Origin of the sequence: Nocardia sp. NPDC127606 (assembly GCF_042671725.1) — a bacterium.
Classification (GTDB): Bacteria; Actinomycetota; Actinomycetes; order Mycobacteriales; family Mycobacteriaceae; genus Nocardia.
In genome coordinates this window covers 1066170-1079739 of the sequence record NZ_JBHXWQ010000001.1, presented here as the reverse complement: position 1 = coordinate 1079739, position 13570 = coordinate 1066170, and the positions used below count along the sequence as shown (strand labels likewise).

The window sequence follows — 13570 nt, the reverse complement described above, 5'->3', positions numbered from 1 at the left end:
CTCACCGGCAGATCGGGGAATACTCGGGTTGCCCGCTCGGCGTGGCGAGGCCGACAACGGTCGGCACCAGCGCCTTCAGCGACGGCAACAGGGTGATGTTGAAGTTGCACAGGTAGGTGCTCAGGTACGCACCCTCTTGGCTGACCCTGGCCAGCCCCTTCATCAGCGCGGGCAGGTTGAAGCCGAGGTAGGCGAACGTCTCCTTGTTTTCCTCGAAATGCCGGGTGAAGCCGGGCTCGCGGTAGAGCATGGCGTCGAGTTCGGGCTGCACGCCGCGGAGCAAGCCGGCCATCCGGCCGGTGACGAGCGCCGTCGAGTCCAGCGTGCCGAGTAGTTCGTCGCGGTGCGCGGCCAGCCCGCCGATGATCACCCGCGACTGGGTGATGAGCCCGCTCACCTCGCCGCTGTGGCGCGCCAGATCGCCGACCACCTGGTTCAGATTCCCGATCACCGCGCCGAGCACCTGGTCGGGCCCGGCGAGTGACTGCGCCAGTTCCGATATCTGCTCGATCAGTAGGACCAGGGAGGTCTGATCACCTTGCAGCGCTTTGATCAACGCGCCGGTGACGTTGTCCACCTGGGCGGGGTCGAGGCCACCGAACAGCGGCTCGAAACCGTTGAGCAGTGCGGAGATATCGAAGGAGGGTTCGGTGTGTTCCACCGGGATCTCGGCACCCGCGGCCAGTGGTGTGCGCGCACCGAAGTCGGCGAGTGCGAGACCGAGGTAGCGCTGCCCGATGACGTTCTGATAGGTGATCGAGGCTTTGGTATCGCCGTAGAGCACCTGCTCGTCCTGCACCCGGAACCGCACCCTGGCCTGGATGCCTGCCAGTTCGATGCCGTCCACCCGGCCGACCCTGACCCCGGCCATCCGCACGTCGTCGCCGACCCGCAATCCGCTGACATCGCTGAAAATCGCGGTGTACCGGTGTGTTTCGCCGTTGATGTCACGGTCGAGGGTCACGTAGGTCACCCAGATCAGCGCCATCGCGACCGTCACGAACAGACAGACCCCGATCAGCGGGCGGCGGTAACTCATCGGGTACCTCCCATGGGAAAGGGGCCGTCGGCGAGCAGCGGCACGAGCACGGATTCGGCACCGTTCTGGTCACCGCGCAGCGCGCGCTCGATCAGTGCGGTGATCTCGGGTGGCAAAGCGGTGACCCCGGGATGCGATCGTGGGTCCATGACCGGCGGTAGCTCCTCGATCGGCACCGACGTGGGTGCTGTCGCGCAACTCGGGCCTGCCAGCTGCCCGTAGCGCGGGCAGTCGGCGCGGGTGTAGGGCGTGTGTGGAGTCATCCGGAACTGGAACTTGCCGCGTCCGCGTGGGTTGTCGGCATTCCAGAACTCCTGGTACCACAGGTCGGAAAGTTTGCGGATACTCACCACGACCTGGCTGAAAGCTGGTGAGCCCGCGGCGAATACGTCGAGGACCGGGCCCATGTTGTTCGTGATGTCCACGGCCTGGTCGGTGCGGCGGTCCAGCGTGGCGCCGACCGTGCCGATCGTGGTGCCACCGGCGGTCAGCAGGTTCGCCAGCTGGCCGTCCTGTTCGGCGAAGGTGCGCATCGGGAGCACCGAGTGATGCAGGGCGTCGAGCAGTTCGGGGGACGCGGCGGTCAGGCCGCGGACCGATTCCGCGAGCAGCGTCAGGGTCGGTGGGCCGCCGTCGGCGGTGAGCAGCGCGTCGAATTCCTCGGTGATGCGCTCGAGCCTGGCCCCCGCGCCGACCAGATCGGTTCCGCGCCGGTCGGTGGCCTCGGCGACCGCGGCGAGCACACCCACCGTACCCGCGGATCCGATCCGCGCGGTGGCGGCGATGATCTCGCGCAGTTTCGTCAGGGCGGTCTGTAGCTGCACGGTGGACAGGCTGGTGTCCTGGCGGATCTCGGAGTGCGCCGTGAGCGCCGGGCCCGGACCGTTGTCGACCAGCTGTACCGAGGAGACCGCGAACACGTTGCTGGGCACGACCCGTGCAGTGACAGTGCGCGGAATACGTTCGGCCACAACAGGATCGAGCAGCAAGCGGACCCGGTTGGCCGAGCCGGCACCGGCCGGGGACACCCCGTCGACGATGCCGACCAGCATCCCGCGGAACTTCACGTCGGAGCGGGCAGGCAGTCCGTCGCCGAGTTGTTCCAGAACCGCTGTCACCTCGAGCTTTTCGTCGAATCGCCCGGTCGACTTCAGCAGCAGCGCGCTGACGCCCAGCGTCACCACCACGATCACCACGACACCGCGAAGGAGCAACGCCCATCCGGCGGGACCGCGGCCGTCCTTCTCGAAGAGCACGGACATGAGCTCAGCCCCCCAGCCTGGCACTGGCGCCGATGCCCCAGAGCGCGATCGTGAGCAGCAGATTCACGATGATCATCAGCGAGATCGCCGCGCGCATCGCGCGTCCGGCGGCGACGCCGACGCCCTGGGGCCCGCCCGCGGCGTAGTAGCCGTAATAGCACTGCACGGTCGAGGTGATGATCACGAAGAGCACGGCCTTGCCCAGCGAATACGCGATGTCCGGACCGTTGAGCACCAGCTGGAAATAGTGCTGGTAGGTGCCCGCGGAGAGCCCGCCCGACAGCCCGACGACCGCCTCCACCGCCAGGTAGTTGGCGGCCAGGCAGACGAGATAGAGCGGGACCATCGCCACGATCGAGGCCAGCAATCTGGTGCTCACGAGATAGGGCACCGAGCGGATGGCCATCGATTCCATGGCGTCGATCTCCTCGGCGATACCCATCGCGCCCAGCTGGGCGGTGAACCGGCAGCCGGCCTGGGCCGCGAAGGCCAGCGAGGCCATGATCGGCGCCAGTTCCCTGGTCGAGGCGGTCGAGGCGATCAGGCCGATGGTCGGTTCCATCCCGAGCAGGTGCAGCGCGTTGTAGCCCTCCAGGCCGACGATGGCCCCGCCGGCCGCGCCGAGCACGATGATCACCCCCGCGGTGCCGCCGCCGACGACGATCGAGCCGTTGCCCCAGGTGATGTCGGACAGGATCCGCAGGAACTCGCCGCGGTAGTGCCGCAGCATCACCGGGATCGAGAACAGCGCGCGGAACAGGAACGAGAACATGTGCCCGATGCGCATGATCGACACACCGGCGTGCCGCGAGACCCGGACGACAGTGCGCGTGCCGCGCGGACGGTACGGACTCGCCATCACAGGCCCTGCCGTGGGAACAGAATCATGGCCAGCTGGGTGAACACGACGTTCACCAGCATCAGCAGCAGGATCGAGGACACCACCGTCGAGTTGACCGAATTCGCGACGCCCGCGGGCCCACCTTCGGTGTGCAGACCCTTCTCGCAGGCCACGACGGCGACGATCATTCCGTAGATCACCGCTTTGACCAGGGTCAACCACAGATCTCCGACGGTGGCGAACGAGGCGAACGTGGTGACGAAGCTGCCCGGGGCGCCGTTCTGCGCGAAGACGTTGAACAGGTAGCCGGCCAGAAATCCCACGAAGCACACCACGCCGGTGAGCGAGACGCCGACCAGCACGGCCGCCGCCACGCGCGGCACCACGAGGCGCCGCACGATCGAGACGCCCATGACTTCCATCGCGTCCAGCTCGTCACGGATCTTGCGCGAGCCGAGGTCGGCGCAGATCGCCGAGCCCACCGCCGAGGCCATCAACAGCGCGGCCACCATGGGCGCGCCCTGGCGGATCACCGCTAGCCCGCTGGCCGCGCCCGCCAGGGAGGTCGCGCCGACCTGCCCGGCCAGCAGGCCGAACTGGATGGACAGGGTGACCCCGATGGGTAGTGAGACGAAGATGGTCGGCAACACCGCCGCCGAGGACATAAACGCCGACTGCCTGACGAACTCCCCGAACGCGAAACGTCCCGTGACGATATCGGTGACGAGGTACTGGACAGCGCGGACACCGAGGATGAATTGCCCGCCCACCGTCGCCAGTGCGGCGCCGGGGTGGCGCCGCAGGTAGCCGTGCCACCACGCGACGATCGCCCGGGTCGCGGGCTTTGCCTGCGGGGTCGGGGCATCGACTCCCGGGTTTTCCCGGGCCGCAACTTCGCGGTGGATCGTCATCGCTGGTCTTTCGGGTCGGCTGGGCCGCGACACAGCGCGGCGAGAAGGAGCGGACATTCGCTGCACCACTACCCGGAAACGTGCTTCTCTATTGTGACCATCATTACTCGCACTCGTCAAGAGTCGAGTCAAACCAATGGGAGAATGCAATTCTCATCGCGGTAGCCGACGACGGTCACCCAGCAAGGACCGAGCCGACCAAGCGAAGGCGCGCCAACCGCGGACTACCGCACGTTGACGCGCCTCTCGGCACCGCCGAGCCAACACCGCCGGAACCAGTCGACAGCGGTGATCACACGTCGAGTCCGCCCGGGACTCGACCTCAGGAACTCTCGCTACGCGAGCGGCACGAGATCGCGCATCCGCTCCCGGTACGAGGGCGGGAACAGAGCGCCGGACCGGAAAGACTCGATCGGCGACCTCGCCTCGCCGGGGAATCCGGCAGCGGCCAGCGCGCACGACTTGAACGCCTGCGCGGCCACACTCACGCGGTGACAGGACGCGCCCACCCGCGCTTCCAGCTCTTCGGGAAGGCTGTCACCCCAGACTGCGACCTCGGTCAAACCGTTGTCCAGGCAGTCGAGCACCCCGGCGCGCACCTCGGGTTCGGTCAGGTAACTCTGCACGGACACTGCGACGGCGGTGGGCCACAAATCGTGGGGCACCTCCGCCAACGCCGGTCGCAGCTCGAGCACGGTGGCGCCGAGAATCTGCAGCGCGCCCACGTTGTGAAGATCGGAGACGAGAACGGTGACCTCCCACCCCGCCGCGGCCCGATCGAACAACCAGCCGCCCGCGTGCCGAACGACGTCGGCGGCGTCGGGGCCGACGACCGCCAATCGGTGACGGAGCGGATGCTGGTGCGCGTGCGCGCGCCACCGAGTCGCGGAATCGACGGATCGTGTAGCCATATCTTCCATCCCGTTATCGCGTAGGAAAGCCGAAACGGTCGCCTCGAGGGTGACCTGGCAGCGCCCGCCTGTTGTGACGCAGCACTACCGGTCTCGCGGAACGCAACTGCCGCCCACAGTAATTCGATTCTCCTCGGCGCGATGGACATTCTCTGATTACGTCGAAATGTGATCCACCTCACGAATACTGCCACGGGGATCGCCACCTTGTCGCCACGCTTTCGGACCTTGTTCGCTGTGCGGAAATATGCTTCTCTGTCTGAGAGAACGCTGGAATCGTCCAGCTGGCCCGACCTGCCGGAGATGGAGTTCGACCGATGCGCACGATTCCGCCAGACCTGGTCCGTCACTACCGGGAACAGGGCTGGTGGACCTCCGAGACCCTCGGCGATCTGCTGACCAGCGGCCTCCGCGCCGCACCCGATGCCGCCTTCCGGGTGCATTCCGCGACGCGGCCGTGGTCGGGCACCTTCGCCGAGGTCGAACGGACCGCCCGGCGGCTCGCGGCCGGCTTGCACCACCGTGGCGTCGAGCCCGGCGATGTCGTCGCGTTCCAGCTGCCGAATTGGATGGAAGCCGCGGCGACCTTCTGGGCGTCGGCGTTCCTCGGCGCCACCGTCGTGCCGGTGGTCCACTTCTACGGCAGGCGCGAACTGACCCATATTCTCGAGACCGTCCGGCCCAAGGTCTTCGCCACCGCGGACCGGTTCGGCAGCCTGGAATTCCCCGTCGAGGTCGCTCGCGATGTCCCCATCGTCGGCGTCGTCGGCCGTGACTTCGACGACTTGCTCGACGACGAACCGCTGGCAGGCACGCTGCCGGTGGAGCCGGATCGCGCGGCACTCATCGCGTTCACCTCCGGCACGACGCGGGCCCCGAAAGGGGTCGTGCACAGCCATCACACCCTCGGGCACGAGACCCGGCAGCTGGCCGGGATCTATCCCGGCGATCGCGGGGACCAGATCACCGCCGCACCGGTCGGCCATTTCATCGGCATGATCAACGCCTTTCTGATCCCGGTACTCGACGGAGCACCGATCAACCTGGTCGACGTGTGGGATCCGGCGAACATCCTGCGCCTGATGACCGCCGAGGGCCTCGATGTCGGTGGCGGCGTTCCGTATTACGTCACCAGCCTGCTCGACCATCCCGACTGGACCGACGCGCACCTGCCGTACCTGCGCTACGCCGGACTCGGCGGCGCCTCCGTTCCCGCCGCACTCACCACCCGCCTGGCCGGCGTCGGTATCACCGTCTACCGCTCCTACGGCAGCACCGAACACCCGTCGATCACCGGCTCCCGCCACACCGCGCCGGCGGACAAGCGGCTGTTCACCGATGGTGAGGCACTGCCCGGCGTGCAGATCCGGCTGGCCGAGGACGGCGAGATCCTGAGCCGAGGCCCGGATCTGTGTCTCGGCTACACCGACCCCGAGCTCACCGCTGCGGCCTTCGACGCCGACGGCTGGTACCACACCGGCGATATCGGCATCCTCGACGACGACGGCTACCTGACGATCATCGATCGCAAATCGGACATGATCATCCGCGGCGGCGAGAACATCAGCGCGCTCGAGGTCGAGGAGATCCTCCTGACAGTGCCGGGAGTGGCCGAGGCGGTCGCGGTCGCGGTGGCCGATCCGCGACTCGGCGAGCGGACCGCCGCAGTCCTGCGCCTGCTCCCCGGACACGCGACACCCACGCTCGACGACCTGCGTACGCATTTCGCCGCGGCGGGCATGGCCAAACAGAAGTGGCCAGAACAGGTGCACGCCGTCGCCGATTTCCCGCGCACGGCCAGCGGCAAGATCCAGAAGTTCGTGGTGCGCGCCGACCTCGCCACACGCACCGACAGCGTTGCGATTACCCCTGAAAGAGAATACGATTCTCACAAGGTGACAAGGAGGATTTCATGACGAAGATCGAGCTGCCGTACCAGCTTTTCGATGCCGACAACCATCTCTACGAGACCAAGGAGGCGCTCACCCGGCATCTGCCCAAGGAGTACGCGGGAGCCATCCAGTACGTGGAGATCAACGGCCGCACCAAGATCGCGGTGCTCGGCCAGATCAGCGAGTACATCCCCAACCCCACCTTCGATGTGGTGGCCCGCCCCGGAGCCATGGAGGACTACTTCAAGAACGGCAATCCCGAGGGCAAGAGCAAGCGCGAGATCTTCGGCAAGTCGATGAAGGCCATCGACGCGTTCCGCGATCCGGTAGCGCGGCTGCAGGTGATGGACGACCTCCAGCTGCAACGCGCGCTGATGTTCCCGACCCTGGCCAGCCTGGTCGAGGAACGGCTGCGCCACCACCCCGAGCTGATCCACGCGGTGGTCAAGTCGCTGAACCGGTGGATGCTCGAGGAATGGGGCCAGGACGGTAACTTCGTCCACTCCGATCGGATCTTCACCATTCCGGTGATCACCCTGCCGATCGTCGAGAAGGCGATCGAGGAATTGAACTGGGCCGTGGTCGAACACGGCGCGAAGGCGATCCTGGTTCGCCCGGCGCCGGTACCCGGCTTCAAGGGGATGCGCTCGTTCGCGCTGCCCGAGTTCGATCCGTTCTGGAAGCGGGTCGTCGAACTCGACGTACTGGTCACCATGCACTCCTCCGACAGCGGCTACTCGCGCTTCGACGCCGAGTGGGACGGCAACCAGCTGGAGATGCTGCCGTTCAAGACCAACACCTTCGCCATGACCAACCAGTGGCGCCCGGTCACCGACGCGGTCGCATCCTGGGTGTGCCACGGCGCGCTCAACCGGTTCCCCGACCTGAAGATCGCGGTGATCGAGAACGGTTCCGCCTGGCTGGAGCCACTGCTGCAGCAGCTGACCGACGTCTACAAGAAGGCGCCGGAGGGGTTCGGTTTCCGCAACCCGATCGAGGCCATCAAGCAGAGCCTCTACGTGAGCCCGTTCTGGGAGGAGGATCTGCAACGGCTCTCCGACGTGATCGGCGTCGATCACGTGCTGTTCGGATCCGACTGGCCGCACCCGGAGGGTCTGGCCGAGCCCGCGCGCTACATCCACGAGATCAAGGACATGCCGCTGGCCAACCAGGCAAAGATCATGGGCGGCAATCTGGCGCGGCTGCTGAAGGTATGAACTGGGAATCCATCCCGCAGATGGTCTTGAGTGCGGCGGATCGTTTCGGCGATGCCGAAGCGGTCGTCGACGGCGATCTGCGGTTGAGCTTCACCGAACTCGCGGCCCGGATTCGCCGGGCCGCGGGGGCGTTCGCCGAGGCTGGCATCGACTCCGGCGACCGGGTCGCGCTGTGGGCACCCAACTCCGCGGAGTGGATCATCGCGGCGTTCGGCCTGCTCACCGCGGGCGGTGTGCTGGTTCCGGTGAACACACGGTTCAAGGCCGAGGAAGCCCGCGACATCATCGCCCGCAGTGGCGCCAAGGCGGTGGTCGTGGAGCAGGGCTTCCTCGGCACCGACTACACCGGCATCACCGACGTGCCGATGATCGATCTGAAGTCCGGCTTCCTCGACAGCGGGCAGCCGCTCGAACGCCGAGTGGCCGGCACCGATATCGCCGACATCGTGTTCACCTCGGGGACCACCGGCCGCCCCAAGGGCGTCATGATGAACCACCAGCAGACGCTGCGGCTGTACTCGGAGTGGTGCGACCTGGCGGATCTGAGGGAGGGCGACCGGTATCTGATCGTCAATCCCTTCTTTCACATCTTCGGCTACAAGGCGGGGCTGGTGGCCTCGCTCATCCGGGGCGCGACCATCCTGCCGGTGGCGGTCTTCGATGCTGACGTGGTCATGGACATCGTGGAACGCGAGCGCGTGACGATGCTGCCGGGGCCGCCCACGCTGTACCACTCGCTCCTCGAGGCGAAGGGCTCCCGGGATCTGTCCTCGCTGCGGGCGGCGGTCACCGGCGCGGCCGATATCCCGGTGGAACTGATCCGCCGGATCACCGAAGAGCTTCCGTTCCAGTCAATCATGACCGGTTACGGACTTTCGGAAGCGGGCACGGTCACCGCCTCGCGGCCCGGCGACAGTTTCGAACAGATCGCGACCACCGTGGGTCATCCGTGCGCGGGGGTCGAGGTCAGCATCGCCGACGACGGCGAGGTGCTGGTCCGCGGATACTCCGTCATGCTGGGCTATCTCGACGACCCCGACGCGACAGCCGCCGCGATCGGCGCCGACGGGTGGCTGCGCACAGGCGATCTCGGTGAGCTGGACCCCGAGGGCAGACTGCGCATCGTCGGACGCAAGAAGGACATGTTCATCGTCGGCGGATTCAACGCCTACCCGGCGGAGATCGAGGGCTTCCTGCTCGAACATCCCGCCGTGACCCAAGCCGCGGTCGTCGGCGTGCCGGACGAGCGACTCGGCCAGGTCGGCCGGGCCTACGTGGTGGTCAAGGCCGAGGTCACCGAGGCCGAGCTCATCGGGTGGAGCCGGGATCGGATGGCGGGGTTCAAGGTGCCGCGGTCGGTGCGTTTTCTGGATGCCTTGCCACTCAACGCGACCGGCAAGGTGATGAAAGACCAACTGCGGTGAGCCGTTCCGGGCCACGGCGCGGATTGATCCGTGGCGCCACCGTCTTCGGGCGGTCGTGCACCGATGTGCGGTGGTCGGACGGACGGATCACCGCCTGCGGTACCGGGTTGCGCGCCGAGCCGGGTGAACCGGTGCTCGAGGCGGGCGGTGGCTGGCTGCTGCCGGGTCTGCACGATCATCACGTCCACCTGCGCGCTCTCGCGGCCAGGGCAGGGTCGGTTCCATTGGGGCCGCCGGGGATTCGTGGCCGGGAGGGGTTCGAGGCGGCGGTGCACCAGGCGTGCGCACGCCTGCCGCGGGCGGGCTGGCTGCGCGGTGTGGGTTACCACGAGAGTGTGGCCGGACCGTTGGATCGCGATGTCCTCGACCGGGTGGCGCCGGATCGCGCGGTGCGCGTGCAGCATCGTTCGGGGGCGTTGTGGATGCTGAACTCGGCGGGCTGCCGGGCTGTCGGGGTGGACTCGTGCTCGCTGCCCGGCGTCGAGCGCGATGCCGCGGGCCGGGCCACCGGTCGACTGTGGCGGATGGACGGCTGGCTCGGCGCGAGAGTGGGCGCGGGGCCGGTCGATCTGCGCGCGATCGGGGCGGACGCGGCAGCAGCCGGTGTCACCGGATTCACCGACGCCACACCGGATCTGACGGTCGAGGCAATCGACAGCATGGCCACCGACATTGCAGACGGTGCACTCTTGCAGCGCGTGCACTGCATGGCACCGCCGCACATTCCGCACCGAACCGCGCTCCGATTCACCCTCGGCCCCACCAAGATCTTGCTGGACGACACCGACCTGCCCACCCTGCCCGACTTCATCGCACGCATCCGGGCAGCGCATGCCGCCGGGCGGCCGGTGGCCGTGCACTGTGTCACGCCGGTGCAACTGGTACTCACCATCGCCGCCATCGACGAGGCCGGGGTCCTGCTCGGCGACCGCATCGAGCACGGCGCCATGATCCCCGCCGACACCCTGCCGTGGCTGCGCCGCACGGCGATCACCGTCGTCACCCAGCCCCATTTCCCCGTGGAGCGGGCCGCGCAGTACGCCGCCGAGGTCGATCCCGCCGACCGCGCCGACCTGTGGCGACTCGGCTCCCTGATCGCCGCCGGGGTCGGTGTCGCGGGCGGAACCGACGCACCCTTCGGCGACGCCGACCCGTGGGCGGTGATCCGTGCCGCCACGGAACATACTGACCCGGAACGAATTTCGCTCACCGCGGCGGTCGGCCTCTTTCTCGGCGAACCGGAGCACCCCGCGCGCCCGCGCCGGATCACCGTAGGCGCGCCGGCCAACCTCACGCTGCTGCGGCTGCCACCACAGGACATCACCGAACCACATCGCGACCTCGTCGGCGCCACGGTGATCGACGGAGATGTCGTCTTCACCGCGTAGCGCCGCGCTCAGGCGGGGCGTGCGACCGCTGGTGCCGCCGGGCAGCCGGTCACCCGCGTGCGGTCGAGCGATCGAGAATGCCGCCAGATCCCGATGAATCCACCCTCGTCGCGCACGGTGCCGACCGGCGCCCGGCGAGCCATCGGGCAGGCGAACACCGCGCCGGACGCATCGATCAGGCAGATGTCGGCTCCCCCGCCGCAGTACTCGGCGAGGTCGCCGGTCGGGTGGATACCGAGGGTCACCTCGTCCCGGTGGCGTTTCAGCCAATCCGCCAGTGCGCGACGCTGACTCGCGTCGGGCGCGACTTCGGGCAGTCGATCACCGGTGAGGCGCAGGCGGGCGCCGAACAGGCCCGCCACCGCCAGCAGCGCATCGAGGCGGTCGGCACTGTGCCTGGTGAGCGGTACCGAGACCTCGAATTCGTAGTCACCGGTGGAGGCGAGCAATTCCATGGCTCGCAGACTCGCGCGGAACGCGCCGCGGCCACGCACGGCGTCGTCGTCGGTCTCGGTGGGCGCGGCCAGCCGGACCCTGGCCGTCAGCCGGTGGTCGCCGGCGAGCCTGCGAGCCATCGCCGGGGTCAGCCGAGTGCCGTCGGTGTCGAAGGCGAGAGCGATCCCCTGCCCACGCACGTGGTCGGCGAGGTCCCAGAAGTCGGCGCGCGCGGTGGGTTCGCCGCCGCCGATCTCCACACCGCACACCCCGAACCGGGCGAGGTCGTCGATCACCGCACGACACTCGTCGGTCCCGAGCACGGGGCCGCGAGCCAGGTGATCAGGCCCCGCGGCGAGCTCCCAGAAGACCGACATCGGCGGCGAGACGGCGATCGAGTCCGTCCCGTTCAGACACAGTTGAGCGTCCATGCTGCCTCCTTCTGAGAATCTAATTCTTACCGAGAATAGGTCATCTAACCCACACTGAACAGCATTTAGATCGAATCCGAGTCCGAATGCACCATGGAATGAGGCGAGAACCTTCGCTATGATTACCGCAACGTGAGAATATGATTCTCGTCAGGATTGTCGCGCGGAGAGATCGCGCGGCCGCCGCGCAGCAGATGACAGACCGAGGAGTCCAGTGAAGACCGACGACCTGATACTCGTGAGCATCGACGACCACGTGGTCGAGCCACTCGACATGTTCGACCAGCACGTCCCCCGCAAGTGGGCCGACTACGCGCCCAAGGTGGTCGCCGACGAGAAGGGCATCGACCACTGGATCTACCGCGACCGGCCGACCGGTGTGGCCGGACTCAACGCCGTGGTCACCTGGCCCGCCGAGGAATGGGGCCGCGACCCGGCCGGTTACGCGGAGATGCGCCCGGCGGTCTACGACGTGCACGAGCGCATCCGCGATATGGACGTCAACGGCGTGCTCGCGTCCATGTGCTTTCCCACCTTCACCGGCTTCAGCGCGGGGCACCTGAGCCGTGGCGGTAAGGACGAGATCACCGTCGCCATGATCGCGGCGTACAACGACTGGCACATCGAGGACTGGGCCGGTGCGTACCCCGGCCGTTTCATCCCGATCGGCATCCTGCCCATGTGGGATCCGCAGCTGGCGGTGGCCGAGATCGAGCGCCTCGCCGCGCGCGGCTGCCACTCGGTGACCATGCCGGAACTGCCGCACATCGACGGACTGCCCAGCTATCACGACATCGACTACTGGGCACCGGTGTTCCAGTCGCTGCAGGACAACGCGATGGTGATGAACCTGCACATCGGGCAGGGCTTCGGCGTACTGCGGCTGGCGCCGGACGCGCCGATCGACAACCTCATGGTGCTGGCGCCGAGCATCTCGCTCATCGCGGCACAGGACCTGTTGTGGGGACCGGCGTTCCGGCGCTTCCCCGGCTTGAAGGTCGCCTTGTCCGAGGGCGGTGTGGGCTGGATTCCGTTCTTCCTCGACCGCTCGGACCGCCACTACACCAACCAGCGCTGGCTGCGCCGCGACTTCGGCGGCAAGCTGCCCAGCGAGGTCTTCCGGGAGCACGTGCTCGCCTGCTACGTGACCGACCGGACCTCGCTGAAACTGCGCCACGACATCGGCATCGACAACATCGCGTGGGAATGCGACTACCCGCACTCGGACTCGATCTGGCCCAACGCCCCCGAGTTCGTGCTCGAGGAGCTCGAGTCCGCCGGCGCCTCCGATGCCGACATCCACAAGATCACGTGGGAGAACGCCTGCAGGCACTTCGGCTGGGATCCGTTCCAGCAGATCCCGCGGGCGCAGGCGACGGTCGGCGCTTTGCGGGCCACCGCCACCGATGTGGACATCTCCACCCGATCCAGGGCCGACTACGCGGCCGCTTACACCCGACAGGAAGTCTGATCGACGATGACAGCTCGGCTCATGGTTTTCGCCACCCCGCACGACGGGATGGACGAGGAATACAACCGCTGGTACACCGACGTGCACATCCCGGAGGTGCTCACCATTCCCGGGGTGCTGTCCTGCGAGCGGCACCGGCTCGATCGCGGCGGACCGGACGAGGAGCGCTACCTGGCCGTGTTCGACCTCGACGGTGACCCGACGGCCATCCTCGCCGAGCTTCGCGCCCGGTCGATGGACGGCCGCATGACGATGTCGAAGGCCTCGGACCCCGCACGGACCCGAGTCACGGTGTGGAGCACCCTCTGACAGACAACACAGAGCCCGGTACCTCATCAGGTACCGGGC

The 13570-nt window shown here is 67.6% G+C and carries 12 protein-coding genes; 6 read left to right on the top strand and 6 right to left on the bottom strand.

Features of this window, described 5'->3' with window-relative positions; all coding sequences use genetic code 11:
* Position 1: 1 nt before the first annotated feature.
* The 5 genes from ACFVJ5_RS05105 to ACFVJ5_RS05085 all read right to left on the bottom strand — a co-directional run bounded on the left by ACFVJ5_RS05105 (position 2) and on the right by ACFVJ5_RS05085 (position 4964).
* The gene (locus ACFVJ5_RS05105; RefSeq protein ID WP_379218588.1) at positions 2–1039 is read right to left on the bottom strand and encodes an MlaD family protein; all 1038 of its coding nucleotides are present in this window, start codon (positions 1037–1039) and stop codon (positions 2–4) included.
* Positions 1036–2301: an MlaD family protein gene (locus ACFVJ5_RS05100; RefSeq protein ID WP_379218587.1), complete on the bottom strand. Its 1266-nt coding sequence runs from the start codon at positions 2299–2301 to the stop codon at positions 1036–1038. Before ACFVJ5_RS05100 ends, ACFVJ5_RS05105 begins: the two co-directional genes overlap by 4 nt.
* Before the next feature lie 4 nt (positions 2302–2305).
* Positions 2306–3160 carry an ABC transporter permease gene (locus tag ACFVJ5_RS05095; RefSeq protein WP_379218586.1) on the bottom strand — a complete coding sequence of 285 codons (855 nt, stop codon included), beginning with the start codon at positions 3158–3160 and terminating at the stop codon, positions 2306–2308.
* Complete coding sequence (locus ACFVJ5_RS05090) at positions 3160–4053, bottom strand: MlaE family ABC transporter permease (protein WP_379218585.1); 894 nt, start codon at positions 4051–4053, stop codon at positions 3160–3162. The genes ACFVJ5_RS05095 and ACFVJ5_RS05090 overlap by 1 nt, the downstream gene beginning before the upstream one ends.
* 335 nt (positions 4054–4388) lie before the next feature.
* Positions 4389–4964 carry a hypothetical protein gene (locus tag ACFVJ5_RS05085; protein ID WP_379218584.1) on the bottom strand — a complete coding sequence of 192 codons (576 nt, stop codon included), beginning with the start codon at positions 4962–4964 and terminating at the stop codon, positions 4389–4391.
* A gap of 317 nt (positions 4965–5281) precedes the next feature.
* Between ACFVJ5_RS05085 and ACFVJ5_RS05080 the strand changes: the two genes are divergently transcribed.
* Genes ACFVJ5_RS05080 through ACFVJ5_RS05065 form a run of 4 tightly spaced genes read left to right on the top strand, consistent with a single transcriptional unit; the run spans position 5282 to position 10885 of the window.
* Positions 5282–6880, top strand: coding sequence for an AMP-binding protein (locus ACFVJ5_RS05080; protein ID WP_379218583.1), 1599 nt, complete (start codon positions 5282–5284; stop codon positions 6878–6880).
* On the top strand, positions 6877–8073 hold the full coding sequence (locus ACFVJ5_RS05075) for an amidohydrolase family protein (RefSeq protein ID WP_379218582.1): 1197 nt from the start codon (positions 6877–6879) through the stop codon (positions 8071–8073). Before ACFVJ5_RS05080 ends, ACFVJ5_RS05075 begins: the two co-directional genes overlap by 4 nt.
* Positions 8070–9497: a FadD3 family acyl-CoA ligase gene (locus ACFVJ5_RS05070; RefSeq protein ID WP_379218581.1), complete on the top strand. Its 1428-nt coding sequence runs from the start codon at positions 8070–8072 to the stop codon at positions 9495–9497. The genes ACFVJ5_RS05075 and ACFVJ5_RS05070 overlap by 4 nt, the downstream gene beginning before the upstream one ends.
* Complete coding sequence (locus ACFVJ5_RS05065) at positions 9494–10885, top strand: amidohydrolase family protein (protein WP_379218580.1); 1392 nt, start codon at positions 9494–9496, stop codon at positions 10883–10885. The genes ACFVJ5_RS05070 and ACFVJ5_RS05065 overlap by 4 nt, the downstream gene beginning before the upstream one ends.
* An 8-nt stretch (positions 10886–10893) precedes the next feature.
* Here the strand turns inward: ACFVJ5_RS05065 and ACFVJ5_RS05060 are convergent, their stop codons facing one another.
* The gene (locus ACFVJ5_RS05060) at positions 10894–11751 is read right to left on the bottom strand and encodes a radical SAM/SPASM domain-containing protein (RefSeq protein ID WP_379218579.1); all 858 of its coding nucleotides are present in this window, start codon (positions 11749–11751) and stop codon (positions 10894–10896) included.
* A 214-nt stretch (positions 11752–11965) separates the two neighbouring features.
* Between ACFVJ5_RS05060 and ACFVJ5_RS05055 the strand changes: the two genes are divergently transcribed.
* Positions 11966–13222, top strand: a complete 1257-nt coding sequence (locus ACFVJ5_RS05055) for an amidohydrolase family protein (RefSeq protein ID WP_379218578.1) — start codon at positions 11966–11968, stop codon at positions 13220–13222.
* Between the two features lie 6 nt (positions 13223–13228).
* Positions 13229–13531 carry a hypothetical protein gene (locus tag ACFVJ5_RS05050; protein WP_379218577.1) on the top strand — a complete coding sequence of 101 codons (303 nt, stop codon included), beginning with the start codon at positions 13229–13231 and terminating at the stop codon, positions 13529–13531.
* The last annotated feature ends 39 nt before the right edge of the window (positions 13532–13570 follow it).

Bases quoted from the DNA above. Each gene is read 5' to 3' on its own strand.
- ACFVJ5_RS05105 (WP_379218588.1), bottom strand. From the start codon at position 1,039: ATGAGTTACCGCCGCCCGCTGATCGGGGTCTGTCTGTTCGTGACGGTC.
- ACFVJ5_RS05100 (WP_379218587.1), bottom strand. From the start codon at position 2,301: ATGTCCGTGCTCTTCGAGAAGGACGGCCGCGGTCCCGCCGGATGGGCG.
- ACFVJ5_RS05095 (WP_379218586.1), bottom strand. From the start codon at position 3,160: ATGGCGAGTCCGTACCGTCCGCGCGGCACGCGCACTGTCGTCCGGGTC.
- ACFVJ5_RS05090 (WP_379218585.1), bottom strand. From the start codon at position 4,053: ATGACGATCCACCGCGAAGTTGCGGCCCGGGAAAACCCGGGAGTCGAT.
- ACFVJ5_RS05085 (WP_379218584.1), bottom strand. From the start codon at position 4,964: ATGGCTACACGATCCGTCGATTCCGCGACTCGGTGGCGCGCGCACGCG.
- ACFVJ5_RS05080 (WP_379218583.1), top strand. From the start codon at position 5,282: ATGCGCACGATTCCGCCAGACCTGGTCCGTCACTACCGGGAACAGGGC.
- ACFVJ5_RS05075 (WP_379218582.1), top strand. From the start codon at position 6,877: ATGACGAAGATCGAGCTGCCGTACCAGCTTTTCGATGCCGACAACCAT.
- ACFVJ5_RS05070 (WP_379218581.1), top strand. From the start codon at position 8,070: ATGAACTGGGAATCCATCCCGCAGATGGTCTTGAGTGCGGCGGATCGT.
- ACFVJ5_RS05060 (WP_379218579.1), bottom strand. From the start codon at position 11,751: ATGGACGCTCAACTGTGTCTGAACGGGACGGACTCGATCGCCGTCTCG.
- ACFVJ5_RS05050 (WP_379218577.1), top strand. From the start codon at position 13,229: ATGACAGCTCGGCTCATGGTTTTCGCCACCCCGCACGACGGGATGGAC.